Source organism: Nodosilinea sp. FACHB-131, assembly GCF_014695395.1.
Classification (GTDB): domain Bacteria; phylum Cyanobacteriota; class Cyanobacteriia; order Phormidesmidales; family Phormidesmidaceae; genus Nodosilinea.
Map to the genome: position 1 here is coordinate 170,220 of NZ_JACJOF010000010.1, position 22,347 is coordinate 192,566.

The window sequence follows — 22,347 nt, forward strand, 5'->3', positions numbered from 1 at the left end:
TGGGGCACCGCAATGGCAAATCTAGGCAAACCGCTCCCACTCCCCTCTCACATTCACTACGAACTGCTGCTACGACTGCTAGAGCAGCAAACTATGTCGGTGGCCTACCAAAATCCTCAGATTCGGGTGCAAGTGCAGGAGCTGATCGTTGCCCTGCGCAAGGCTTTGTCGCAGCAGCGCCAGCTCGAAGAAACCTGTAGACAAGTCAAAATCGATGTTGAATATCAGTGGTCGACCAACCAGCTGGGCGATCGCTTTTTGCCCAAGGACGTCGCTCCTTAAGGCAAGACTTGGCAAAACGGTAGTTTTCCCTACTTCCAGTGGAGTTTTTTCTCTGCAAGCTACATAAAGTTCACTCTGGAGTTGATGGGCCTACTCCTCGTTGGGTGCTGGCCAGAAGGTGTGTTTTTGCCCTAGAGTATGACTGCTGACTGGGCAACCGCTGCCCCATCTGCCCTGAATAGTTTGTGAGGAAAGACCATGAAACGACGCTGGTTTCTAGCATCCACCACGGCTGTTGCCCTGGCCACCATCGGATTAACCACAGCCTGCGGCGGCGGCAGTGAGTCAGCCGGCGGTGATGAAGCTGGGGGCGGCGTTTTAACCATGGCTACCTCCGCCGACTACCCCCCCTACGAGTTTGTTGAAACCGCCGGCGGCACTGAAGAAATTGTTGGCTTTGACGTCGATATTGCCCGTCACATTGCCGAAGAACTGGGCTACGAGCTAGAGATCAGCAACATCGATTTCAATGGCCTCATTCCGGCGCTGCAGGCGGGGCGGGCCGACTTTGTGATGGCGGGCATGACCCCCACCGAAGAGCGCAAGCAAAACGTCGATTTTTCTGAGATTTACTACGACGCCAAGCAGAATATTGTATTTCCGGCCGGGGCTGGCATTGCCACCCCAGACGACTTAGAAGGCAAAACCGTTGGGGTGCAGCTGGGCTCAATTCAAGAGGGGCTGGCTGAAGACCTGGCGGCAGAAACCCCTGGTATGGAGCTGTCTCCGCTCAACCGCATCAACGAGATTGTGCAGGAGCTGAAGTCGGGCCGCATTGATGCCGCCATTATCGAAGACACCGTGGCCACTGGCTTTTTGGCCAACAACCCCGACCTGGAAGCCGTAGAAATTCCCGCAGAGGGGCCGGTGGGCTCTGCTGTGGCCTTTCCTAAAGACTCTGAACTGACCAGCGAATTCAACCGAGTGCTGGCCGAAATGGAGTCGAGCGGCTTGATGGAAGAGCTGATTGTCAAATGGTTTGGCGACGGGGCTGAGTAGTCTAGCCCTATCAACCTAACCCCATGAACTTAGACTTCGGCCAAATTATTCCGTCGCTGCCCTTCATCCTGAACGGCATTCTGGTTACCCTCAGGTTTACGGTGCTGTCAGCGCTGTTTGGGTTTGCCCTAGGTACCCTGCTGTCGCTGCTTAAGATCTCTAACATCAAGCCGCTGCGGTGGTTTGCGGAGTTCTATACCTCGATTTTTCGGGGTACGCCGCTGATTTTGCAGCTGGCGCTGGTGTATTTTGCCACCCCCCAGCTAATTGGCTACAAGATTACGCCGATTGAGGCGGGGGTGTTTACCTTTTCGCTCAACTCGGCCGCCTACAGTTCTGAGACTATTCGGGCCGGCATTATGGCGGTGGATAAAGGGCAGCGGGAGGCCTCAATGTCTCTTGGGGTGCCCTATCGGCCGATGATGCTCGACATTATTTTGCCCCAGGCCTTTAAGAATATTTTGCCCGCCCTGGTGAATGAGACCATTGCGCTACTAAAAGATTCGGCCCTGGTGTCTACCATTGGAGTATTAGACCTAATGCGGCGAGCCCAGGTGGTGGCGGGGCAAACCTTCCTCTATTTTGAGCCGCTGCTGGTGGTGGGGGTGATTTACTACGTCATGGTGATGGGGCTGACCCAGGCTGCTAACGTTCTTGAGCGGAGGATGCGCCGCAGTGATTAGAATCGAGCATTTAGTTAAGTCTTTTGGGCCACTGGAGGTGCTAAAGGATATTTCTACCGAAGTAGACAGCGGGGAAGTGGTTGCCATTATCGGCCCCTCAGGGTCGGGCAAGTCGACCCTGCTGCGCTGCATTAACCTGCTGGAGGTGCCCACGGCCGGGCACATCTTTGTCGGTGACGTCGATATTACCTCGCCCAAGTGCGACATTCTCAAGGTGCGCCAGAATGTGGGCATGGTGTTTCAGCATTTCAACCTGTTTCCCCACAAAACAGTGATGGGCAACCTCACCTACGCGCCGATGAAGGTGCGGGGGCTCTCGAAGGCCGATGCCAGCAAAATTGCCATGGATCTGCTCAACAAGGTCGGTCTAGCGGAAAAAGCTGACCAGTACCCGTCGCGACTGTCGGGGGGGCAGAAGCAGCGGGTGGCGATCGCCCGCGCCCTGGCCATGGAGCCCGATGTGATGCTATTTGACGAACCCACCAGCGCCCTTGACCCCGAGATGGTAAAAGAAGTGCTGGATGTGATGAAGGCACTGGTCAGAACGGGCATCACCATGGCAATTGTCACCCACGAGATGGGCTTTGCTCGGGAGGTGGCCAACCGGGTGCTGTTTCTCGATGGTGGCTACCTAGTGGAAGACGCGCCGCCGGATGTGTTTTTTAGTGCCCCCAAGAGCGATCGCGCCCAGCAGTTTTTAGAAAAGGTGTTGTAGAGGGTGCAGGGTATAGGGTGTAGGGCAAAACCGTGGAATTGCAAGCCGTATACCTTGAACCCTATACCCTTGGCCCAAAACCCCAACGCCCAACCCCCTAATTCGTCTAAGCTAGGCAGAGGTTCTAGCTGAGTAACTTATCATGTCTTTGCTTACGGTGCCGGCTCCCTGGAATATTCGCGATCGCACCTTGACCTGGGGCAGCCGCACCTATTTAATGGGGGTGCTCAACGTCACCCCTGACAGCTTTAGCGACGGCGGCCAATTTAACACCGTTGAGCGAGCCCTGGCCCAGGCGCGCCATCTGGTACACCACGGCACCGATATTCTCGATATTGGCGGCCAGTCTACCCGACCGGGGGCCGAGTCAATTTCCCGTACGGAAGAGCTAGAACGGGTGATCCCGGTGATTGAGGCGATTCGTCGAGATGACGACGACACCCTGGCCCAGGCAATTATCTCGGTGGATACTACCCGGTCGTCGGTGGCGCGAGCGGCAGTCAAGGCTGGGGCCGACATTGTCAACGACATCTCGGCGGGCACCTACGACAATGGCATGCTCTCGACGGTGGCCGACCTGGGTGTTCCGATCATGATTATGCACCTGCGGGGTACGCCAATTACCATGCAGCAGCGCACCGACTACCACGATCTGGTGGGCGAGATCCACGAGTTTTTGCAGCACCAGATCGAAGCGGCGATCGCGGTGGGCGTTAAACCCAGCAAGATTGCCGTTGACCCCGGTCTCGGCTTTGCCAAAACCTCTGCCCAGAGCCTAGAACTGCTGCGGCAGCTCAATCGGTTTCGCGATCTGGGGCGGCCGCTGCTGGTCGGCCCCTCCCGCAAGAGCTTTATCGGCTGGATTTTAGACCAGCCCGACCCCCAGCAGCGGGTGTGGGGCACGGCAGCGGCCTGTTGTGCGGCGATCGCTGGTGGGGCTGACATCATCCGCGTTCACGATGGGGCTGAGATGCACGATGTGTGTCGAGTGGCCGACGCGGTGTGGCGAGGACTATTAACCCCGTAATACACGGCCTCAATAGGTTTGTAAGAAGCCCATAGCGGCGTAAAATACAGACGACTGATGTAGAGAGCGCAAAGGTTAACTATGGGACGCTTCAGACCTCTTTTGGGAATTTTGCTGGCGGTAGTAGCCTCCTGCCTGGTGGCCTGCGGTGGCCCAGCGGCTAAGATACCGACGACCTATACCCCAGAGCTATTGCAGCAGGTAGAGCTGTATACCCCTGCTGTAGCCGAGCTGCGCGATCGCTTCCCCGAGCTGCAGGGCTACATTCAAAAGAAAGACTGGGTGAACGTGCAGAGCTTCATCCACGGCCCCATGGGCGAAATGCGGACGCGGGTTAACCGGCTGGCGGGCACATTGCTAACCAAAGACAAGCCCCAAGCCCAGACCCTTGCCAAGGAAATCTACTCTCACCTAGAGCGCCTAGATGAAGCCGCCGCTAACAACCAGCAGGTGATCGCCGGTCAAGAGTACCGTAATGCTCTAGACGACTTTGACGCATTCTTGAGTCTGGTGCCGACGTTTCAATAGACTGACGCAGTTCACCCTCCCTTGAAGCAAATCACTGTTATTGGCTGCGGCGTTGTGGGGGCCGCGATCGCCTACGAACTGAGCCTCTGCCAAGGGGTTCAGGTCACGGTAATCGATCAGACGGCTCCAGCCCAGGGATCCACCGCCGCTGCCCTAGGCGTGGGTATGGCGGTGATTAGCCACAAGGTGAAAGGCCGCAACTGGCAGCTGCGAGAGCGCAGCCTAAAGCGCTACCAAACCCTGATTCAAGAATTAGAAGCGCTAACAGGGCGAACTATCCAACACAATACCCACGGTATTCTCAGCCTGTGTTTTGCGGCGGAGGACCTGCCCCGGTGGCGATCGCTTCAGGCAATTCGCCACCAGCAGGGATATGGGCTGAAATTGTGGGAACCGGAGCAGGTGGGCGATCGCTGTCCCCACCTCAGCACGGCTGGAGTCGTCGCTGGCATCTACTCGCCTCAAGATTTTCAGGTTAGTCCTACGGATCTCACGCTGGCACTGGTAGTCGGTGCCCAGGCGAACGGGGTTAAGTTCTACTTTGGCCAGCCTGTGGTGGGGTTTGATGGGGCTGAGGTAGAAGCTTTACCTCAGGAAAACCGTCGCTGTGCCGCTGTGCATACTTCAAATCAAAGCTTTGCATCAGATGCGATCGTAATCTCAGCAGGATTAGGCACCCTACCCCTCACGCAAACTCTCCACCACCCCATTAATGTTGGTCCTGTGCTGGGCCAGGCCCTCCGCCTTCACCTGGACAAGCCGCTAGAACACTCTGACTTTCAGCCCGTGGTCAACGGCAACGACATTCACCTGGTGCCCCTAGGCGACGGTGACTACTGGGTGGGAGCTACGGTAGAGTTTCCGCCCGATACCGGCTTAGACGAAGCTCTAGCTATGAAGCCCGAGACCGAGCGACTGGATGAGGTGTTAGCTGGTGCAGTTGCCTACTGCCCAGCCCTAGCGACAGGCAAGATTACCCAACGCTGGTCTGGCCTCCGCCCCCGACCCCAAGGCCAAGCGGCTCCAGTTATCCAATCTTTGGCGGGCTACAGCAATATCTGGCTGGCCACCGGCCACTACCGCAACGGCGTCCTCCTCGCCCCCGCTACTGCTCTAGCAATCCGTGACCTTTTAGAGCAGCTAGGCTGATGGTTATGATGAAGCAAATACTTCCGCTGCGAGGGTTAGGTCATGGCGCTAACCATTCACGAATTAGAGAGACTTCAAGCTGCACACCCCGACTATCGAATGGAGTTGGTGGATGGTGAGGTGACGATTATGAGCCCCTCTAGCTACGAGTCAGACGAGGTCTCGATTGAACTGGCGCGAGTGCTTGGCAACTGGGTACGCCCTCGTCAGCTCGGTCGAGTCACGGGTTCTAGCGCTGGTTTCATACTGCCTAACGCCGACACCCGCGCTCCCGACGTTTCGTTTGTCAAAGCTGGGCGACTACGGCGCAGCCCTCGTTCCTTTGCGGAACTCGCCCCCGACCTGATGGTCGAGGTGAAATCGCCAACGGACAAACTGACGAAGCTGCGGAGCAAAATTCAAGATTTTCTGGCCCTGGGTACCCAGGTAGGCATTCTCATTGACCCTGAAGCTCGGTGTGTAGAGGTGTATCGAGCCGGGGATGAAGCGATTCTTTTAGGGGACGGCGATCGCCTAGCAGTGCCCGACCTGCTGCCGGGATGGGGGGTGGCCGTAGCTGACCTGTGGCCCTTGGTATTCGAGTAATATCGAGTCCGTCTGGAGGAGCATAATTAGAGGAATTGCAATCAGAACTGTGCAATGCCTAAGCAAAGGGCTAACAGGCTTTCACTGGTGGCTAGATGCCGTAAGCTAATTATTCCTAAATAGGCGGATTTGATATAATTCTGGAGTGATTCTAAAGGGGTCTCTAAAAACGGCAAGAGGCGCAGCCAGTGCTACGCCTCTCAACAAGCAGGCAGGGGTTGCCTTTAGCTTATGCCGCTTCCATCCAGTCATAGATCTGCTCTAGTTGCTCTAGGGTTATTAAGCCGTACTGCCACAGAATCATGGGTAACGGGCCAGGGTCTTGCTCGCTGTGCTTTAAAGCGACCTGAATTGAGGCCGTCGAAATAGCTAATTCATCTTGTAGAAACCGAATGAGATTGGGTTGAGTGCTCACCGTCATATAAGTCTCACCTCCTTAAAGGGGCGCTGGGGTTTGCAGATATTGCCCACGATTTTACACAAGGATGCAACCGTGGCAACAATGATTTCGCGATGGATTAACTGAACTTTTATCACATCGCCGCCGATAAGTGAGCTAACCCGGGATAGGGGAAACTCACCGCCATTGTGGGCCTACTGAGAGACAACTACCCCTCAACCCTTGATGTTTCCGGGGCAACGCTCAGTAGTTGTCACTTTTGGCTGTGATAAAAGATGCCCAAAAATAACACAAAAACTCGGATACAGCTTTACGGAATGTTGAAACCCGTAATATTTGTCAAACTTCAGAACAATTTTGACTAAACGCCCGTCGTGGAGAAGTTTGCCCACCGAAATTGGAGCCCAAGTATAGTGGTGGCTACCGTGCTTAGGCTGCTAGCCACTGCTCCTGGCTAAAGCAGGGTGGCACAAAGGCGCATAGCTACCGCAACCAGGGATGATGCAGAACAGCTTAGCCAAGGCGGCAGCAGGCTGGCTAGGGTCAAACCCAGGGTCCTCGGACAAAGTTAGCTGAGCTTTCTCCAAAGGCCATAGCCTACTCTGGTTTAGGCAAGGGGCTGACAATATTGAATAGGGCAGCATAGTCATCGTCGTCGAACCCGGCCTGCATAGCCTGCTCGACCAGCTGACGCACACTCTCGGCGGGGAAGGGGGAAAGCCCGGCGGCCTTAGCGGCAGCCACAAACAACCCCATATCCTTTAGCAGGTGTTTGGTCGGAAAGTTGGGGTCAGCGAACTGGCGGGTCTGCATGCGGTGCAGCTTTTTGTCGAAGGTGGGGGCGTAGAGGGCGCTCTGACGCAACACCGCCATGAAGATATCGACGTCAATGCCGGCCGCCTGCACTAGTCCTAGACTTTGAGCAAAGGCGGCGGTGAGCGAGCCAATCAGCTGATTCATGGTCAGCTTGAGGGTGGCGGCGCTGCCCACGGGGCCGACATGGTAGAGAGTGGTGCCCAAGCATTCCAGCAGGGGCTGCCAGCGTTGATAGGCCTCGTTTTCGGCTCCGGCCATAATGATCAGCTTGCCGTTTTTAGCTTCGGGGATGCTGCCCAAAACTGGGGCTTCAAGGTAGGTGCCCCCAGCTTGGGCCACCACTTGGCTGAGCTGCTGACTTTCGGCGGGGGCAATGGTGCCCATCTGAATGATGGCTTTATGGCTTAGGGGCGCTTCGCAATTCCCCAAACCCATGGATTCAAGCAGCGATCGCACTGCCTCCCCATTGGTGACCATAAAGATAACGGCTTCCACGTTCTGAATTAGCGCTAGGGGCGTGGCACAGACCTTTGCCCCCGCCAGCTCTAGAGGTATGAGCCGTTCTGGAGTGCGGTTGTAGACCCAAACTTTGTGGCCTGCCGACAGCAGCCTGAGGGCCATGGGCGACCCCATTAACCCGGTGCCAATTACCCCAATATTCACCTGCGCTGTCCTCCTGCTTGAAAATGGAACGATTTAGCTAGTTGCGGCCATAGCTTGTGGGCCACAACCGTAAACGTTAGACAATCCCTTGGGCGCTGCGATGAATAGGATGGTACTGCCCCCCTGGAGTCTCGGCCTGGGCGGGGAGCCCTAGCCAGCCCGCTAAAAACGGCTTCAGCCAGCGCCCTACTGCCGCGCTGTAGAGGCGATGCTGGCTGAGGTGGTAGGCCCGCCCCTGGGCACCGGGATAGGCTAGATGGTCGGCCCCTTCGGTCGTCCAATGGTTGACCATCGTAGCGGTAATTTCGGGATGAAACTGCAACCCGTAGGCCCGGTGGCCGTAGCGAAACGCCTGATGGGGAAAGGTGCTGCCGGTGGCCAGCAACTGGCTACCCTGGGGCAGCATAAACCCCTCCTGATGCCACTGGTAGACTATCAGCGGACCGGGAAACACCTCTTGGCCTGCTGGGGTCGGCAGAATGGGGTAGTAGCCAATTTCGCGCTGGCCTGTGGGGTGGGGCGTGACGGAGGCACCCAGGGCGCGAGCCAGCAGCTGTGCTCCTAGACAAATGCCCAGGTAGGGTTTTTCGGCGGCGAGGGCGAGGGCAATCCAGTCGAGCTCTTGAGCAATAAAATCTAAGTGCTCGTCGTTGGCGCTCATGGGGCCACCAAATACCACCGTACCGCTGTGGTGTTCTAGGGTGGTGGGCAATGGCTGTCCGGCAGCCGGACAGCGAATATCAAGATCAAATCCCAGCTCCTGTAGCACCTGTCCCACCCGACCGGGGTTTGAGGTGGGCTGGTGCGTAACCGCTAAAACTGGATAGTTGGAACTCACGGTAGGGCGCAATTCTTTTGGCAACTGTAGTACGGGGCAAGCATGGTTACCACTGTATCGCTTCAGTCAGGGAAGCGGAGCGCCCAGTAGCCCCTAGAGCTGACGCTCAACCTGCACCATGCGGCGATAGGCTAGCCAGCCAGCGACTACCATGGCGATCGCAAACAGCCCCAAAAACTGCACATGCTCACCCACATCTGATAGGGTGCTGCCCTCGACTACCACCCCCGAGAGGGCTTCGATCATGTGGTAGATGGGGTTATACCGAGTGAGTTGAGCCAGGGAATCCGGAAAAAACGCCGTGGGCAAAAAGGTGCCACCCAAAATCATCAGCGGAATGCCAAAGGCCGCAATCAGGGCGTTGACGTCTTCAGTGCGGCGAGCTAGCTGGGTGCCCAGCACAAACCCCACCCCCACATAGGCGGCAATGCTGAGCCCCACAATCAACAGGTTGGCGAGGGGGTTGCCGTCGAGGGTGGCCCCCTGGGAGAGGGCGATCGCATACACCAAGGCCGCCTGAGCCAGCCCAATCACCCCGTAGGCCAGGCAGATGCCTAAAAAATACGACACCCCGCTCAAGGGCGACAGAAACAGGCGCTTCAGCGTCTTTTGCTCGCGCTCTGAGACCACCGTAGCGACGCTGCCACCCAGCCCACTAAAGAACAGCGCCGCCCCCACCAAGGTTGAGGGAGCCGCCTGGGTGTAGGCCTCGGCCAAGGTGATTTGCAACCGCTCTTGCAGGATCAAACTATTGAGAATTAGCAGAATAACCGGGAAAATTGCCCAAAAAACCAGACTGCGCCGCCGCCGCCACAGCTCGACTAAAATTCGCTGGGCAACCGCCAGGGTTTCTCGCGCGTATTTCATCAGGATGAGTAGACTGTAAAGGCAACTTAATACTACAGTCTTTAACAGGTTTCACGCGGGATGCAGCCTCCTTTGGCCGGGAGCGCCCGATGCCTCTCCTGGCCGAGAGACTGTGCTACCGTTAATGCCCAAGTCGCTCTCCACACACCCTGGGGGACACCCCCAAGCGAGTCTGACCCAAGCAACGCCTAAAACTTCAGATGAGTCAATCCTTAGAGGGGCTGTTTGCCCAAACCCTGGCCCGTCGCAACGTCCTCAAACTATTTGGCGTTGGGGGAATAGCAGCACTGCTGAGCTATTCGCGCCTGAGTAAACCCCAGCCCACAGTGTTTCAGCGCGATCGCCTCGAACTACCCGCCCAGATCGGCAAGCCCACAACAGCAGTGGTGATTGGCGGGGGTCTAGCAGGGCTAGCCGCCGCCTACGAGCTCAGCCAGCGCGGCATAGCGGTAACGCTGCTGGAGCGATCGCCTCAGCTGGGCGGCAAAATTGCCAGCTGGCCAATCCAGGTGGGCGACGACTCCTTCATGATGGAGCACGGCTTCCACGGCTTTTTCCCCCAGTACTACAACCTGTTTAGCCTGGTCGACGAGCTGAGCATTCAGCAAAATTTTAAGTCCCTCGACTACTATTCGCTGGTCTACAAAGACCACTACGTCCCCGAAGTCTTTCGCCCCAGCAACTCGGCGTTTCCGTGGAATATCGTCGATCTGGCCATCTCTTCCTCCAATCGGCTGGAGTGGGGCATCAACCTCACCCACCTCAAGCACCTCCAGGTGTTTCGAGAAATTACCGGCTTCCGCAATCCTCAAACCTACGAACGCCTCGACCAGCTATCGGTGACCGAGTGGGTGGGCAACGACTTCCCGCGCGGGCTCTACGACCTCTACTTTTTGCCCTTCGCTAAGTCAAGCCTCAACTCCCCCGATGTGCTGAGCGCCGGGGAGCTGATGCAGTTCTTTCACTTCTATTTCTTCGGCAACCCTGAGGGGCTGGCTTTTAACGGCACCCGTCAAGACATGGGGCGATCGCTAGTTGACCCTATGGTTGCGGCCATCCAGGCCAATGGCGGCCAGGTGCTGACCGGCGTGACCGTGAGCCAAGTGGCTTGGGCTGAGGGCAAAGTGGCTGGGGTGACTTACCAGAAAGGCAGCGTGGCAGTCAATCCGGTGCCTTTCTGGGTCGATCGCAACCCCCTGCTGAGTTCAGACACCCTGGAATATTTCGGCGCGGGCGACAGCGTCTACTCCGTTGCCCCAGGGGCTAAGACCGCTCTGTCGCTGACCTGCACCCACCAAGGTTGTAGCGTGCAGCGCCAGGTAACAACCACTTCCGAGGGCTACCTTTGCCCTTGCCACGGGGCTGCCTACGCTAGCGACGGCGCGGTGCTGGCCGGGCCAGCACGGGAGAATCTGACAACGTTTGAGGTGTTGCAGCGAGAGGGCGATCGCATCCAGCTGATTGCCGCCTCCGGCAATGGCGTGCCCAACGTCGCCCACGATCTCACCGCCGACTACTACGTCATGGCCGCTGACATTCCCGGCATCAAAGCTTTGTTTTCGCTATCCGATGGCGAGGTAGAACCTACCCTAGTTTCCCAAATCGATCAGCTCCAGGTGGCTGACCCCTTTGCAGTGGGCCGCTTTTGGCTCGATCGCGACTTCGACTGGCAGCACAGCTGGTTCACCTCCCTCTCGGGCTACCGGCTCACCGACAGCATTACCCTTTACCACCGCATTCAAGACGACTACATTGCCTGGGGTGAGCGCACCGGCGGCAGCGTCGTCGAGCTGCACGCCTACTGCTACAAAGAGAAAGAATTTCCCACCCAAGCCGAGATTCTCGACACCTTTGAGGCCGAGCTCTACGAAATTGTGCCAGAGCTAAGAGGCGCGACCGTTCTGCACCGCCAGCTGGTTAACCAAAAGAATTTTGCGGGCTTCCCCCCCGGCAGCTTTGCCAACCGCCCCCAAACCGCCACCGCCGTCGATAACCTGCTGTTTGCGGGCGACTGGGTGCGCATGCCCTTCCCCTGCGGCCTGATGGAGCGGGCGGTGAGCAGCGGTTTGCTGGCGGCCAACGCCATTTTGCAGCGCGAAGGGGTGCAGCGCCGCCCCATTCTCTCGGTCAATCCCGAAGGGGTGCTTAAAATTTAGGGGGTTATCCCCGGCATGGGCAGATTGTCTTCAGCGATAGGGCAGGTGTGAGATGGACGGATTGGAGAGAGACGCGGCAGTCACAACCCTCAAACAGCCGGATTTGGGGAATAGTCAAGATTCCCCTACACCCCACGCGGCTGCGGCTCCTAAACTACCGTTGCGACAACTGGGAATCAACCTCAACCACTGGTACGTGGTGGCCCAGAGCAAAGAATTGAGCGCCCAGCCGCTAGCAGTAAGCCTGTGGCACCAGCCGATTGTGCTGTACCGCGATCGCACCGGCAGCCCCATCGCCCTCGAAGATCGCTGCCCCCACCGCCAGGTCAAACTCAGTGAGGGCACCGTCGCGGGCGGCAACATCGCTTGCGCCTACCACGGCTGGCAGTTTGCCCCCAACGGCAGCTGCGCCCACGTGCCCTATTTAGAGCCCCAGCAAAAGCTGCCTACCTGCCAGCTGCGACAGTACCCCGTGCAAGAGCGAGACGGCTTTATTTGGCTCTTCCCAGGCGAGGCAGCGCTGGCCGAGCAAACGTCTCCCCTGAGCGTGCCCGAGTGGGAGCACCTCAACTTCATTGGCTCACTGACCACCATCGACGTACAGGCCCACTACTCATTTTTAATTGAGAATTTGATGGACATGTACCACGGCCACCTGCACGGCGGTGCTCAGGTATGGGCCAACCCGGTGCTAGCCGAGCTTGAGGCTGACGATGTCCACGTCCATGCCCACTACGCCGCCGAAAGCTACTACCGCATCGACAAAATCTGGTCGGCTTCGCAACTCATCTTCCCCCCTTTGCGCCAACTGCACCCCGAACCGCTGGATGTCTACTACTACTATCCCCACTGGCGATCGACCCTGGGGGATGACTTCGTCATTTACTGCCTGTTTTGCCCGGTAAGCGAGACCCACACCCGCGCCTATCTGCTGCACTTTACCTCCCTGGAGCGGTTTCCAAAGCTGCACAAAACCCCCCTGGCCGTGCGACGGTTCATCAAACGGGCTTTTACCAACTCGGCCAGCTTTTTGCTGCGGCGGCTGGTGCGTGAAGACGTGCTAATGCTCGAACAAGAGCAGCAGGCCTTTGAGCAGCACCCCACCTATCGCGGGCCGGAGCTGAACCGGGCTCTGACGGCGGTGCAGCAGTTGATTCGGCAGCAGGCGGCAGAGAGTGGGGGAGTAGGGAGTAGGAGGGTGGGGGAGTAGGGAGTTAGGTCTAGGGCAGATACCTGACACCTTGCACCCGACACCTGATACCTTAAACCTGATAGCTAACCCCTATTCCCTAACCCCCTACCCCCTTACCCCGATGGCTGGCCCCGATATTCTGGCGCTCGATTTTGATGGCGTAGTCTGCGACGGGCTGCGGGAATATTTTCAGACTGCCTGGCGGGCCTACGGCGAGGTGTTTGCACCGGGGGCGGGGGCACCGCCGGAGGGGCTGGCGGAGCGCTTTTACCCGCTGCGGCCCGTGGTCGAAACGGGGTGGGAAATGCCGCTGGTGCTCTACGGGCTGATGTCGGGGGTGTCGGATGGCGATATTCTCGATCGCTGGCCCGAACTCGTGCCTCAACTGCTGGCCCAAGCGGGGGTAGAGCCTGCCACCATCGGTAAAGCGGTGGATGGAGTGCGCGATCGCTGGATTCAAGCTGATGTTGACGACTGGCTGAGCTACCAGCGCTTCTACCCCGGCGTCATCGACCGCCTTCAGCAAGCGATGGAGAACGGGGTCGAGTTAGTGATTATTTCAACCAAGGAAGGCCGATTTATTCAGCAATTGCTGGCCAAGAGCGGCGTTGTGCTGCCCGGCAATGGCCCCCTAGGCCCCGAACCAATCCATCGCATTCTGGGGAAAGAGGTCAAGCGGCCGAAGTACGAGACCCTGCGACAGATCAAAGCCGTTCAACCGGGGGCTACTCTCTGGTTTGTGGAGGACCGAGTGAATGCCCTGCAAGCGGTGCAGGCCCAGCCCGACTTGGGCGATGTGAAACTATTTTTGGCCGACTGGGGCTATAACACGGCGGCCGATCGCGCAATTCCCCGTCGTGGAAACTCCGTAAACGCCACGCCTCAGAGCAGCATTCACCTGATTAACCTGGCTCAGTTTTGTGGCCCCTTCGAGTCGTGGGTATCGGTAGACCCCAGCCATGTAGCGTAGGATTCACAGTAATTTTACGTAATCTTGACCACTGGGGCGATCGCTTGAATTGTTCGTATCGATACCAAGCCATTTCTTCCGGATTTTAGTCCCCGCGCCAGAATGTGGGATAGAACCTAGCGTCCAGCGATCGCGCTTCGCTTGAATTTACAGCCCTAGCCTCACCCTCTGCTGTTGTTTTTGCCTGTGCTCCTATGACTGACATCTTTGTCCCCCCGTCTAAAACCGCCTCGACAACAGAGCCCGTCATCCTAGAGGAGCCAGCCGCCCCCGACGAGGTGCCCCACGATACGGCGGTTCCCGTCACAGAGGTCACGGCCATCCCTGTAGAGCCCTTGCCGGCAACGGGCCTAGACGAAGCGATCGCCGGAGCGGCCCTGGCAACCGACGCAGTACCCCAGGCACAGGTTTCTGCTGACGCGACCTTGGCAACGGTAGACAGTTTCTTTTTCTATGGTCAAACCGGCAGCGGCAACCCCACTCTCTACGAAGTTAACCTATCCAACGGCACCCGGACCGCAGTCACTGCCTCACCGAACCTTTTCCCCACTACCCTAGACGGACTCTTTGCCGCCGAGCCCCTAGCTCCCCCAGTTGGAACTGGGCAACCCGCTACCGACCAAGTCTTCACCCTAGTGCAGGGCAGCAACGGCAAAAACTTTCTCATTGGCACCACGGCCGATGACGCTGTCTTTGGCCTAAACGGCGACGACCTGGTTCTGACCGGGGCAGGCCTCAACCTAGCCTTTGGCGGCCTCGGCAACGATACGTTGGTGGGTGGGGTCGGTGACGATGGCCTGTTTGGCGGCGCGGGCAATGACACGATGGAGGGCGGCGAGGGGGATGACCTGCTGATGGGCGGCCCCGGCAACGATGTGCTCGACGGCGGGGGCGGCACCAACGTGCTGGTGGGCGGCACCGGTGCCGACATCTTTCGGCTCAATACGCCAGGGGCCTACGACACCGCCCCTAGCGCTACGCCCTCACCAGACACCGTCATCGACTTTAACGCTGCCCAGGGCGACCTGCTCGACTTTAGCTTGATTGCAGCTCAGTCTCTGTTTGCCGGAAAGGATCTGCTACCATCTCTGAAATTTGTGCAGGTAGGGACCGACACCCACGTGCAGGTGCTTGGGTCCCTAGGTGAGACCACCGAAGCGATTTTGCTGGGGGTTCAGGCCGACACCATCACCCCCGCCAACCTCACCTTTACGCCCCCCGCTGGGCTGCCCATACTGAAATAGGTCTAGCCGCGCCAGCTGCCCCACTTTCCGGTAGCATCGGGGCTAGAGAGATCACGGTAACGTTATGAGCGAGGCCCTGCTGCATCAGCTGGCCACCCACATGGCAGGAGAGTTTGACAATCGTCAGCAATCCTTGGCAGACCCAACTTGGTTTCTGCATCTGCGGCTGTGGCAACAGCCCCTGCCCAGTGCCCTATTTGGTGAAGGGTACAGCTTCTTCATTGAGCAAATCAGTGTGGCCTCGGGCAAACCGCCCTATCGCCAGCGCATTTTGCACCTTACTACCCGCGACGGTCAGCTTTGGGGTCAATATTACGCGCTGCCCGACCCGATCGCCTACAGTGGTGCGGCTACCCAGCCCGATCGCCTCGCCTCCCTCACCCGCGCCGATCTGATTGCTCTGCCCACCTGTGGAGTGGCGATTGAGTATCAGCCGGCCAGCCAAACCTTTAGCGCTCGCCTGCCGGGGGACAGCCTGTGCAGCTTTACCGCCAACGGCATCACCGCCTACGTGCGGCTCAAGTTTGACCTAGGCCCCGAGTCACCCGCTGCCAACAGCCCCATGGTGCTGTACCTGGAGGATCGTGGCGTTGACCCCGATACCGACAAACCCACCTGGGGACCTTTGATGGGGCCATTTCAGCTAGTGAAGCAGAGCGCCTTTGCGCTGCTGGGATAAGGCGCTGGAAAACCGGGGCTTTCTCGCTGCTTGCGGGGCAGCCATCGATGTTACCCTGAAGCGATGTTTAAGGCCGTTGAGGCCCGAACTGGAAACGCTTTGTGAGCGTCTCCAGTGGAAAGTCGCCCCTGTTTCTTTACCATCCAACGTTGCCCTTCTTACCGACCACCTATGGAGATCGACATCCTGATTCTGACGGTGTACTTCATCTGCATAGGCTATGTGGTCTATAAGATGGCACTGTCGATCGAGGAAGAACTCGAAGACCAGGTGGTGCTGGTGCCCGATGTCGTTGGGCTAGAGAGCAGCGTGCGATCGCAGCTGATGCGTCAGGGCTTTGCCGAAACTGCCGCCACTGTGCTCCAGCCCGGAGAAGGAGCCCTGGGCAAGGCCGTCTCCCTCAGTCTGGTGGTGCCCGAACCTCGAAGCCTCGCCCCCGCCGAAGACCAGCCAGACGAACCCGACCAAGGTCAGATTACGGTGCAGGTGCTGCCCCAGGGGCCTCACCCACTCCAGCCCGTAAAAGGGCTCACGGTGCAGGTGGTCAACCAGAGCCGGGCTGTGCAGGTTACCGTCGATTGGGACCGCAGCTCCATCAGCCGCATGACCAACGAAATTCGCCGGGTGATTCGCCACACTCCTGGCATGCGCCTCGATTTGACTGCACCCCAGGTGGCCAGCGTCGTCAACCCCAACCAGTACCTCAGCACCGTCGTAGTCAGCGAAGACTGCTTTGACCGCAGCCCCGATAACCAGGTGCTCCAGCAGACCGCACCGGTGGTCGACATTCCTAAAATGGCCAACCTCAAAGAGCCCCTCCGCAACTACTCCCTCGACCTGGTGGTGCAGCTCACCCCCTTCAGCGGACGCGGGGGCCGACCGATCATGCTGCTGTTACCCTTTCGGTTTGCCATTCAGCCGCTTCCGGCTAAAGCCGCTATTCCCCTGGTGAACTGGATTTTGAAGCGCTAGATTACTGAGGAAGAAACCGGTTAGCACTGTACAGTTTTAGCGATAACCCTCAACTCTCCCGGAGGAAAGCATGGGCGACTCTGACCTCAAGCTATTTGTCGATGCCCAGTTCATCAGTCCCTACGCGCTATCTGCGTTTGTAGCCCTACAGGAAAAGGGGCTACCCCACGACCTGGTCTGCATCGATCTAGCCACCCAGGAGAACCGCCAGACCCGTTATCAGCGGCGCTCCCTCACCGGTCGGGTGCCCACCCTAGAGCATGGCGACTTTGCCCTGTCAGAGTCGTCCGCCATCACAGAATATTTAGAAGAGATCTTCCCGCCGCCTACCTACGCGACTATCTACCCGCAAAATCCTAGGGATAGGGCTAGAGCGCGACAGGTACAGGCCTGGTTGCGCAGCGATCTACTACCCATTCGCGACGAGCGACCGACAACGGTTATCTTCCACCAGCCCTCTGATCTACCCCTGTCAGACAAAGCGCGGGTTGCAGTTGAGACGCTGTTTCAAGCGGCAGAAACTCTGCTTCAAGACCATCGCCTTTCGCTCTTTGGCCAGTGGTGCATTGCCGACACCGATTTGGCACTCATGCTAAATCGGCTGGTTGCCAATGGCGATCGCGTGCCTGATCCGCTGGTAGAGTACGTGCAGCACCAGTGGCAGCGATCGTCGGTACAAGCTTGGCTAGAGCAATCCAAAGCAGTCTGACCAGTGCAGGTTCCCTGGCACGCTAGTTTTTCCTCCTAAACTGCCGTTTCAAAATTGATTCCCCACCCATGAAACTCAGTGAGATTGTTCCCTGGGGCAGAACGCTAGATGAATATAAGGCAATGTTTAGCCTGTCAGAGGCAGATTCAACCCTAAACATTCTCGGCTGTGGCGATGGCCCAGCCAGCTTTAATGCTGAGATGACGGAACTTGGACGATCCATTATATCCATCGACCCGGTGTATCAGTTTTCGGCTGAGCAAATTGAGCAGCGGGTGCGAGATACCTATCAATCAATTATTTCTCAGGTCAAGCAAAATGCTGACCGTTACGTATGGAAAAACTTTGGCAATGCTGACGAGCTGGGCAAGGCTCGTCTCAACGCCATGGAGAAATTTTTATCAGATTATGAATCAGGGAAAGTTGAAGGTCGATATTTGCACCAGGCTTTGCCCAGCCTAGATTTTAACGACAGCCAGTTTGAGCTGTGCCTATGCTCTCATTTACTGTTTTTGTATGCCGAGCACCTGACCCTTGACTTCCATATCTCATCAATTCATGAGCTGCTGCGAGTCGCCTCTGAAGTGCGGATTTTTCCTTTGATTCAACTCAATGGCGAACCTTATCTATATTTGAATACTGTCTTAGAAGAACTTTCCAGCAAAGGTTACAACGTTCAGATAGAGCCTGTTGCCTACGAGTTTCAAAAAGGCGGCGACAAAATGCTGAGAATCGGTCGCTAAAGCCTTGACCAAAACTATTGGCCGAGCTGGAACACGACGCCCAAATACTCTCGGTAAGCGCAAATCTTGCTGTCTCTGACATCAAAGGCGATCGCAGCCTGATTTTCGTAGGGATGCCCCGCCATCAAGCCCGATGAACGGACTTCAAAAACAACCGTTGTCGAATTAGAGACTGCTTGAAGAACGGTTAGGGTGAGACCTTCTGAAAACAGGCTAGATGCCAATTCAAAGAACGCTTTCGCCTTTTCTTTGCCGTGGTTTAGGCCTTTAAAGGAACCCGCCGGAAACCAAAAGGTAAAATCATCGCTGAGCTGGTCTAAAAATGGCGACCATTCGCCACTGGCTAGCCCTTGGGCAAAGGCCTGAAACGCCACCTCAGCAACGCGCAATGTTTGAATGCTGGCTTCGGGCATGGAGAGGCTAAGCAACAATTTTCAAATTATAGGGGTAGCCACTGTACTTCAAAGGCCGCCCACAAAACGCCCAGGGCTGAGACAGTTGTGGGGGTCAAACTGAGCTTTGATCGCTTTCATCACGCCCAAGGCATTGCCGCTGTAGCCCCATACATCCACTGATTTTTTGAGGGAGAGAGGTGCTTCGAGCAGGGTGAAATAGCCCTGGTTAATAGTGCAGCCCCTGCGCAATTCTTTCACCATGTCCGCCGTGGCCGCTGCCAGTCGCACTGTGCCAATGCCGCTACCGCCATGAATGCGCGCCAGGCTACCCGAGGGCAGTTGATCCAGCCAGGTCACGGCCTTGGCTGGAGGTAGACCCACCTTAGCCACGATCGCCTCATTCTGTTCCTCAAACATAGGGAAGAGGGCTGCACCGACCTCTGCCCAAACTTGCTCATCCTCCGCACCCTGCAACACTTGGGCAGATAGCGCTGGCCCCACCATGGCCAAGAGCGACTCAACCTGCTCATCTACTCCCGGTGCAATGGATTGAAATCGAGCTATCAGGGCAAATCCTTCATAGCCCAGACGGTTGGCTAGGGCAGGGGATAGGATATCGAGGGCGGCTGGGGTCAGCGGCGACAGGCGCAGGGCACTCAAGAGGGCTTCCATTTCCCCTACTGCCCCGGTAACCACCACGGTTTTAGAGGCATCTTGTCCTGGATAGAGCCGAAACGTGAGCTGAGAAATAATCCCTAGGCTGCCGTAGGAGCCGGTTAGCAGCTTCATCAAATCGTAGCCCGCGACATTTTTGACCACGCGCCCGCCGGCCTTGGCGATCGCCCCATCAAAGCGCACAAAGGAAATGCCGATCAGCAGATCCCGCAGGCCACCGTAGCGCTGGCGCAGGCTGCCGGTGTCGGCGGTGGCCACAATCCCCCCCAAAGTTGCCTGCTCTGGGTAGGCGGGGTCTACGGCGAGAAACTGGTTGTGCTGGGCCAGTCGAGGCGCTAGGTCCGCCAGTTTCGCGCCTGCCTGAGCAGTGAGGGTCATATCCCCCACCGCGTGATCGATCACCTGGTCGAGGCGGGCCGTGCTGACGATTAAATCTACTCCTGAGCCGACACCACCCCAGGACAGTTTGCTGCCGCTGCCGCAGGGGATGACTCGCCAGGAATTTTCCCAGGCACAGGCCATGATCGCCGAGAGTTCCGCTTCGGTGGCTGGATAAACGACGGCGGCTGGCGTTAGGTGGTCTGGCAGATGGAGCGATGCGGGAGGGAGAATGCGATCGCGCTCAACCACCTCCCCCAAAGTTTCAGCAACGTTGGCCATACCCTAGTCGATGCTGATGGGAGTGGGGCCGCTGGCAGAACTGGCCGCGGGAGGCACATTGGTGCGAGCGGTGCGAAACTCGGCATAGAGGCGATCGCGCCAGTCAAAGAAAGCTTTGTATTCAGGCACATCGGCAATGCCGGGGACGCCCTTGCCACCGATGCCCTCGGGCAACTCCACATACTGGGCCGTGGGAAATTTGAGATACATAGTGGCGGCGGCCACGGCAAAGTCAGCCAGGGTGGGCTGGTCGCCCAGCAGGTAGGGACTGGTTTGCAGCATCAGCACCAGGGCTTCGAGATCCTGACGCAGGCCAGCGGTAGCAACTTTAATATCCTCGGGGCCAAAGCCGACGCCCGTACCGACCAGATTCAGCAGGTCGCCAGGTAGAGCACCCACCAGGCTACGCAGCGGCGCGGGGGTAAAGCTGGGCAGCAGCGCCGTGCGAAAGTTGGGGTGCTGCTTAAAGGCACCGACCATCACAACGCGGGCTTTGGGAACGATCGCCTCGTCGGCCCAGCTTTCTAACGCTAGGCACAGGCCCTTTTGCTTGGGGTCAGTGGGCAGGAGGGCGCGCTCGGGATAAGCTTTTTCAAGGTGTAGGGCGATCGCAGTGGAGTCAGGAATCACCTGCTCACCATCCTTGAGCACAGGTACCTGACGCTGACCCGACAGCTGAAATACTTCGACTTGGCCCACGCCGGGGGTGACTTCGACCTTGCGGTAGGGCACCTGCTTGTAGTCGAGAATCAAGCGAATTTTTTCGGCAAACGAGGAAGATTCAAACTGGTACAGCTCTAGCATGGAAATCCTTATTGGCCAGGTTCTTCAGAGGGCGGACTGGGCACTGGTAAACCCGGTAACACTGTATCGTTATTTGCAGGCGCTGCACAGGCGGAATTAGTCGGCGGCTGGGTGGTGACGGTGACGGTTTCAAAGCCTGCGGTGGCCAGGAGTTGTCCGACCGTAATTTCGGCGCGACGGTTGGCTTCAGCCAGCAGATTTTCCTGACAGGCGGCCTCTTCAATCTTGACCAGCGCCTCCTGCTGAGCTTTTTCTTGCAGCTCGGGGGCGGTATCGGGGCCAAGGCCCAAAAAGCCGCGGCTGTAGTCAAACACGTTTGATTTGCTGAGATCGATTTTGCTGTCGAGAATCTTGGGCGGCGGCAGGGTGATCTGAATTGAGTTATCCCCGCTCACCTGGACGTTGGCGGCGGTGAGTTCAGCCAGGTCGACCCCGGCCCGCACTTCGCCGTAGGCAATGTAGAGCAGGTTGGTAGAGCCGATCACGTAACCCGCCAGGGTGCGATCGCTCTTGGTGGGCACCACTGCCTCCATAGCAAAAATTGCTGTGGTCAGTTCGCTGGCCCCCCGTAACTGTTGAACAACGACAGAGCGCACGTCTACCTGCGGCTCTGCCGTGGCCGGGGTGAGCATAATGCGCACCCCTTCAAGAAAGCGATCGCCCGATCGCCAAAAGCCCACCCCAGCCGCAACACCCACCAGCACGACCCCACCAAGCAGCGCATTGGAGAGCGATCGCACCCACCGAAAGGGGGTACGACGCGGCGGCACCGGCGCAGGCCAACGTTCTCGCTGAACGGGGGCGCTAGGGTCGACGTAGCGCGGCGGCAGCGGGTCGGGCAGCTTGCGATCGGGTGGTGCAGGGCGCATAGCGATGGGTGGTAGGCGGGTAAACTCAACCAGTTTGATTGTACTGCACACCTGATTGGCTGCCATTGGTTCATTGTGGCGGCGCAAAGGTGAACAGGTTACAGCAGGGGTAATGGTTTAGGACCGGCCTGTTAGGGCAATCGCACCGCGAAGGCCCCTACCGAGATAGTCAGGAGGCCGCTAGCCGAAGATTGGCGATTACCGGCAGCTCTAGCAGAAAGTCTGCGTTGAGGAGGCGCTCCGAGAAAAAGAGAATCTCTAAATTCTCCACCTCCCCCGATACCGGATTGAGGCGGGCGATCATCTCGTCGCCAATTTCTTCCGACTCCTGCTCAGCATAGGGCGCGCACTTATTGATGTAGAGAATATCGCCCACTTGGTCGTATTGAAAAACTAGCTTTTCTGCCATAGGGTCTTTCCTTCCACCAATTTACGAGCGGTATATGCCGTGATCACCCAATGCCTAGATGGATCGACATCGCTAACAGTCACAACCACCATGTAGCGCCCGGTGCGAATTGAGTCAAACCACTTGGAGAATAGCAAGGCGTTAGGGTCGCGATCGCTGCCTCGTACTAGGTCAGGGTTTTCTAGAGTATCGGCTAGCTGCTCTAAATAGTCAGGCAATGTACCCGGATGACTCGCTGTGATGTGGGCTTCCCGCTCACCTGACAGTTCTACGGTAGCCCCCAAGTATGGACAGACAAATAAGCGAGTCATGGCTCTA

General features: G+C 57.6%; 26 protein-coding genes. 16 read left to right on the top strand and 10 right to left on the bottom strand.

Annotated features, from left to right (window positions below):
- Positions 1-12: 12 nt before the first annotated feature.
- The 8 genes from H6F75_RS06060 (at position 13) to H6F75_RS06095 (ending at position 5,968) form a co-directional block, all read left to right on the top strand.
- A complete protein-coding gene (locus H6F75_RS06060; protein WP_190750227.1) occupies positions 13-282 on the top strand; it encodes a DUF5340 domain-containing protein in 270 nt (89 codons plus the stop codon).
- 198 nt (positions 283-480) lie between these two features.
- A complete protein-coding gene (locus H6F75_RS28965) occupies positions 481-1,281 on the top strand; it encodes a transporter substrate-binding domain-containing protein (RefSeq protein WP_190750229.1) in 801 nt (266 codons plus the stop codon).
- A 23-nt stretch (positions 1,282-1,304) separates the two neighbouring features.
- On the top strand, positions 1,305-1,964 hold the full coding sequence (locus tag H6F75_RS28970; RefSeq protein ID WP_190750231.1) for an amino acid ABC transporter permease: 660 nt from the start codon (positions 1,305-1,307) through the stop codon (positions 1,962-1,964).
- Positions 1,957-2,679, top strand: a complete 723-nt coding sequence (locus tag H6F75_RS06075) for an ATP-binding cassette domain-containing protein (protein WP_190750233.1) — start codon at positions 1,957-1,959, stop codon at positions 2,677-2,679. Before H6F75_RS28970 ends, H6F75_RS06075 begins: the two co-directional genes overlap by 8 nt.
- A gap of 142 nt (positions 2,680-2,821) precedes the next feature.
- Positions 2,822-3,706: a dihydropteroate synthase gene (folP, locus tag H6F75_RS06080; protein WP_190750235.1), complete on the top strand. Its 885-nt coding sequence runs from the start codon at positions 2,822-2,824 to the stop codon at positions 3,704-3,706.
- Positions 3,707-3,787: 81 nt separating this feature from the next.
- Positions 3,788-4,234, top strand: coding sequence for a photosystem II protein PsbQ (gene psbQ, locus H6F75_RS06085; protein WP_242019735.1), 447 nt, complete (start codon positions 3,788-3,790; stop codon positions 4,232-4,234).
- A 21-nt stretch (positions 4,235-4,255) separates the two neighbouring features.
- Positions 4,256-5,383, top strand: a complete 1,128-nt coding sequence (locus H6F75_RS06090; RefSeq protein ID WP_190750237.1) for an FAD-dependent oxidoreductase — start codon at positions 4,256-4,258, stop codon at positions 5,381-5,383.
- Positions 5,384-5,425: 42 nt separating this feature from the next.
- Positions 5,426-5,968 (top strand): Uma2 family endonuclease, encoded by a 543-nt coding sequence (locus H6F75_RS06095; protein ID WP_190750238.1) that lies wholly within the window; start codon positions 5,426-5,428, stop codon positions 5,966-5,968.
- 229 nt (positions 5,969-6,197) lie between these two features.
- Here H6F75_RS06095 and H6F75_RS06100 read toward each other — a convergent pair whose 3' ends face one another.
- The 4 genes from H6F75_RS06100 to H6F75_RS06115 form a co-directional block, all read right to left on the bottom strand.
- Complete coding sequence (locus H6F75_RS06100; RefSeq protein ID WP_190516164.1) at positions 6,198-6,389, bottom strand: DUF2949 domain-containing protein; 192 nt, start codon at positions 6,387-6,389, stop codon at positions 6,198-6,200.
- Positions 6,390-6,965: 576 nt separating this feature from the next.
- Positions 6,966-7,847: an NAD(P)-binding domain-containing protein gene (locus H6F75_RS28740; protein WP_190750240.1), complete on the bottom strand. Its 882-nt coding sequence runs from the start codon at positions 7,845-7,847 to the stop codon at positions 6,966-6,968.
- Positions 7,848-7,923: 76 nt separating this feature from the next.
- Complete coding sequence (locus H6F75_RS06110; protein ID WP_347710615.1) at positions 7,924-8,685, bottom strand: glutamine amidotransferase; 762 nt, start codon at positions 8,683-8,685, stop codon at positions 7,924-7,926.
- 93 nt (positions 8,686-8,778) lie between these two features.
- Positions 8,779-9,552 carry an ABC transporter permease gene (locus H6F75_RS06115; protein ID WP_190750242.1) on the bottom strand — a complete coding sequence of 258 codons (774 nt, stop codon included), beginning with the start codon at positions 9,550-9,552 and terminating at the stop codon, positions 8,779-8,781.
- 200 nt (positions 9,553-9,752) lie between these two features.
- On the opposite strand from H6F75_RS06115, the gene H6F75_RS06120 reads away from it, so the two are divergent.
- The 8 genes from H6F75_RS06120 to H6F75_RS06155 all read left to right on the top strand — a co-directional run bounded on the left by H6F75_RS06120 (position 9,753) and on the right by H6F75_RS06155 (position 18,217).
- On the top strand, positions 9,753-11,708 hold the full coding sequence (locus H6F75_RS06120) for an FAD-dependent oxidoreductase (RefSeq protein ID WP_190750244.1): 1,956 nt from the start codon (positions 9,753-9,755) through the stop codon (positions 11,706-11,708).
- Positions 11,709-11,868: 160 nt separating this feature from the next.
- Positions 11,869-12,918 carry an aromatic ring-hydroxylating dioxygenase subunit alpha gene (locus H6F75_RS06125; RefSeq protein WP_242019755.1) on the top strand — a complete coding sequence of 350 codons (1,050 nt, stop codon included), beginning with the start codon at positions 11,869-11,871 and terminating at the stop codon, positions 12,916-12,918.
- A gap of 103 nt (positions 12,919-13,021) precedes the next feature.
- Positions 13,022-13,870, top strand: coding sequence for an HAD family hydrolase (locus tag H6F75_RS06130; RefSeq protein ID WP_190750247.1), 849 nt, complete (start codon positions 13,022-13,024; stop codon positions 13,868-13,870).
- Between the two features lie 194 nt (positions 13,871-14,064).
- On the top strand, positions 14,065-15,114 hold the full coding sequence (locus H6F75_RS06135) for a calcium-binding protein (protein WP_190750249.1): 1,050 nt from the start codon (positions 14,065-14,067) through the stop codon (positions 15,112-15,114).
- A 64-nt stretch (positions 15,115-15,178) separates the two neighbouring features.
- Positions 15,179-15,793: a chromophore lyase CpcT/CpeT gene (locus tag H6F75_RS06140; protein WP_190750251.1), complete on the top strand. Its 615-nt coding sequence runs from the start codon at positions 15,179-15,181 to the stop codon at positions 15,791-15,793.
- Between the two features lie 171 nt (positions 15,794-15,964).
- Positions 15,965-16,765, top strand: coding sequence for a hypothetical protein (locus tag H6F75_RS06145; RefSeq protein ID WP_190750253.1), 801 nt, complete (start codon positions 15,965-15,967; stop codon positions 16,763-16,765).
- Between the two features lie 70 nt (positions 16,766-16,835).
- The gene (gene yfcF / locus H6F75_RS06150) at positions 16,836-17,474 is read left to right on the top strand and encodes a glutathione transferase (protein ID WP_190750255.1); all 639 of its coding nucleotides are present in this window, start codon (positions 16,836-16,838) and stop codon (positions 17,472-17,474) included.
- Positions 17,475-17,542: 68 nt separating this feature from the next.
- Positions 17,543-18,217 (top strand): SAM-dependent methyltransferase, encoded by a 675-nt coding sequence (locus H6F75_RS06155; protein WP_190750257.1) that lies wholly within the window; start codon positions 17,543-17,545, stop codon positions 18,215-18,217.
- Between the two features lie 14 nt (positions 18,218-18,231).
- Here the strand turns inward: H6F75_RS06155 and H6F75_RS06160 are convergent, their stop codons facing one another.
- The 6 genes from H6F75_RS06160 to H6F75_RS06185 form a co-directional block, all read right to left on the bottom strand.
- Positions 18,232-18,630 (bottom strand): nuclear transport factor 2 family protein, encoded by a 399-nt coding sequence (locus H6F75_RS06160; protein WP_190750259.1) that lies wholly within the window; start codon positions 18,628-18,630, stop codon positions 18,232-18,234.
- A gap of 48 nt (positions 18,631-18,678) precedes the next feature.
- Positions 18,679-19,947: an FAD-binding oxidoreductase gene (locus tag H6F75_RS06165; protein WP_190750261.1), complete on the bottom strand. Its 1,269-nt coding sequence runs from the start codon at positions 19,945-19,947 to the stop codon at positions 18,679-18,681.
- 3 nt (positions 19,948-19,950) lie between these two features.
- A complete protein-coding gene (locus tag H6F75_RS06170; protein WP_190750263.1) occupies positions 19,951-20,751 on the bottom strand; it encodes a glutathione S-transferase family protein in 801 nt (266 codons plus the stop codon).
- A gap of 8 nt (positions 20,752-20,759) precedes the next feature.
- Positions 20,760-21,686 (bottom strand): DUF4230 domain-containing protein, encoded by a 927-nt coding sequence (locus H6F75_RS06175; RefSeq protein WP_242019736.1) that lies wholly within the window; start codon positions 21,684-21,686, stop codon positions 20,760-20,762.
- A gap of 103 nt (positions 21,687-21,789) precedes the next feature.
- Positions 21,790-22,029, bottom strand: coding sequence for a DUF2283 domain-containing protein (locus tag H6F75_RS06180; RefSeq protein ID WP_073607724.1), 240 nt, complete (start codon positions 22,027-22,029; stop codon positions 21,790-21,792).
- The gene (locus tag H6F75_RS06185; RefSeq protein WP_190750265.1) at positions 22,014-22,340 is read right to left on the bottom strand and encodes a hypothetical protein; all 327 of its coding nucleotides are present in this window, start codon (positions 22,338-22,340) and stop codon (positions 22,014-22,016) included. The genes H6F75_RS06180 and H6F75_RS06185 overlap by 16 nt, the downstream gene beginning before the upstream one ends.
- Between the last annotated feature and the right edge of the window lie 7 nt (positions 22,341-22,347).

Excerpts from the sequence above, each read along its gene's own strand:
- yfcF (WP_190750255.1), top strand. The coding sequence starts at position 16,836 with ATGGGCGACTCTGACCTCAAGCTATTTGTCGATGCCCAGTTCATCAGT.
- H6F75_RS06060 (WP_190750227.1), top strand. The coding sequence starts at position 13 with ATGGCAAATCTAGGCAAACCGCTCCCACTCCCCTCTCACATTCACTAC.
- H6F75_RS28965 (WP_190750229.1), top strand. The coding sequence starts at position 481 with ATGAAACGACGCTGGTTTCTAGCATCCACCACGGCTGTTGCCCTGGCC.
- H6F75_RS06130 (WP_190750247.1), top strand. The coding sequence starts at position 13,022 with ATGGCTGGCCCCGATATTCTGGCGCTCGATTTTGATGGCGTAGTCTGC.
- H6F75_RS06120 (WP_190750244.1), top strand. The coding sequence starts at position 9,753 with ATGAGTCAATCCTTAGAGGGGCTGTTTGCCCAAACCCTGGCCCGTCGC.
- psbQ (WP_242019735.1), top strand. The coding sequence starts at position 3,788 with ATGGGACGCTTCAGACCTCTTTTGGGAATTTTGCTGGCGGTAGTAGCC.
- H6F75_RS06165 (WP_190750261.1), bottom strand. The coding sequence starts at position 19,947 with ATGGCCAACGTTGCTGAAACTTTGGGGGAGGTGGTTGAGCGCGATCGC.
- H6F75_RS28970 (WP_190750231.1), top strand. The coding sequence starts at position 1,305 with ATGAACTTAGACTTCGGCCAAATTATTCCGTCGCTGCCCTTCATCCTG.
- folP (WP_190750235.1), top strand. The coding sequence starts at position 2,822 with ATGTCTTTGCTTACGGTGCCGGCTCCCTGGAATATTCGCGATCGCACC.
- H6F75_RS06170 (WP_190750263.1), bottom strand. The coding sequence starts at position 20,751 with ATGCTAGAGCTGTACCAGTTTGAATCTTCCTCGTTTGCCGAAAAAATT.
- H6F75_RS06175 (WP_242019736.1), bottom strand. The coding sequence starts at position 21,686 with ATGGCAGCCAATCAGGTGTGCAGTACAATCAAACTGGTTGAGTTTACC.
- H6F75_RS06140 (WP_190750251.1), top strand. The coding sequence starts at position 15,179 with ATGAGCGAGGCCCTGCTGCATCAGCTGGCCACCCACATGGCAGGAGAG.
- H6F75_RS06100 (WP_190516164.1), bottom strand. The coding sequence starts at position 6,389 with ATGACGGTGAGCACTCAACCCAATCTCATTCGGTTTCTACAAGATGAA.
- H6F75_RS06145 (WP_190750253.1), top strand. The coding sequence starts at position 15,965 with ATGGAGATCGACATCCTGATTCTGACGGTGTACTTCATCTGCATAGGC.
- H6F75_RS06095 (WP_190750238.1), top strand. The coding sequence starts at position 5,426 with ATGGCGCTAACCATTCACGAATTAGAGAGACTTCAAGCTGCACACCCC.
- H6F75_RS06180 (WP_073607724.1), bottom strand. The coding sequence starts at position 22,029 with ATGGCAGAAAAGCTAGTTTTTCAATACGACCAAGTGGGCGATATTCTC.
- H6F75_RS06135 (WP_190750249.1), top strand. The coding sequence starts at position 14,065 with ATGACTGACATCTTTGTCCCCCCGTCTAAAACCGCCTCGACAACAGAG.
- H6F75_RS06115 (WP_190750242.1), bottom strand. The coding sequence starts at position 9,552 with ATGAAATACGCGCGAGAAACCCTGGCGGTTGCCCAGCGAATTTTAGTC.
- H6F75_RS06160 (WP_190750259.1), bottom strand. The coding sequence starts at position 18,630 with ATGCCCGAAGCCAGCATTCAAACATTGCGCGTTGCTGAGGTGGCGTTT.
- H6F75_RS06155 (WP_190750257.1), top strand. The coding sequence starts at position 17,543 with ATGAAACTCAGTGAGATTGTTCCCTGGGGCAGAACGCTAGATGAATAT.
- H6F75_RS06185 (WP_190750265.1), bottom strand. The coding sequence starts at position 22,340 with ATGACTCGCTTATTTGTCTGTCCATACTTGGGGGCTACCGTAGAACTG.